The organism is Streptomyces sp. NPDC004752, assembly GCF_053601275.1.
Map to the genome: position 1 here is coordinate 1 of NZ_JBSGBN010000311.1, position 1,106 is coordinate 1,106.

Sequence of the window (1,106 nt, forward strand, 5' to 3'; positions counted from 1 at the left end):
GGCCGGAAGACCAGCCTGAGCAGCGGCCCCAGCAGCACAAGGGTATAAAGATTATATGGTCACTATTTCCGAATTCAATAAAACCATTGATCAGTTATATAAAAATAACTATGTTCTTGTTAATCTAAATGGATTAGTCAAAAAAGGAACAGATGGAAAACTGACCTTTACAGGTGTTTCTCTTCCAGAAGGAAAGAAACCGTTAATTCTTTCGCAAGACGATGTCAGCTATTATGAATACATGGACAATTCAGGATTTCCAAGTAAGTTGATTGTCGATAAACAGAACCAAATCAAGAATATTTATATCGACAATAAGAAGGAAACTGTTGGTGACTATGATATGGTTCCATTGATCGATTCATTCATTAAAAAACATCCCGATTTTTCTTATCAAGGCGCCAAAGGAACATTAGCTTTAACAGGCTATAATGGTGTATTAGGTTACCGTACATCAAAATCAGAATATGGTGATAACGAAAAAACAAACAAAGAAATCGAAGCAGCCAAAAAAGTTGCTGATCAATTAAAGAAAGATGGTTGGAGTTTTGCTTCTCATACTTGGGGACACTTGAATATGACACAAGCTTCTTTAGCCGATATCCAACAAGATAATGAACGTTGGCAAAATGAAGTTGCACCTATTTTAGGCAAAACAAATATTTTGATCTACCCATTTGGCGCTGACATCAGCGATTGGCAACCTTATTCTGAAGCAAATCAAAAATTTGCTTACTTGAAACAACAAGGATTTGATATCTTCTGCAATGTCGATGCCTCAACTCCTGCATGGGGACAACTAGGAACTGACTACTACCGTAACGCCAGAATCAATATTGACGGTATCCGTTTCGAAGCTGACCTAAAAGGAGAAAATCCAATACTTGATCAATTTATCAACGTCAAAGAAGTGTATGACCAAAAAGATCGAGGATAGAGGTTGTGAAAGAAACGTCCAGCTCCGAGCAAATAAGAACTAGATTTCTAAAATAGTTTCTCATATTTTGGAAATCTAGCGCTTATTGCTGAGGAGTTGCTTCTTGAACACCGTGGATAAGGTTATAACGAAGATAGTAGCCCACGGCTACAATAATCACATCCTGCTG

The 1,106-nt window shown here is 37.5% G+C and carries 1 protein-coding gene; it reads left to right on the forward strand.

Going from position 1 to position 1,106, the window contains the following annotated elements; translation table 11 throughout:
• The first annotated feature begins 55 nt into the window (after window positions 1-55).
• Window positions 56-937 carry a polysaccharide deacetylase family protein gene (locus ACWEKM_RS46595; protein ID WP_451627375.1) on the forward strand — a complete coding sequence of 294 codons (882 nt, stop codon included), beginning with the start codon at window positions 56-58 and terminating at the stop codon, window positions 935-937.
• Window positions 938-1,106 lie beyond the last annotated feature (169 nt).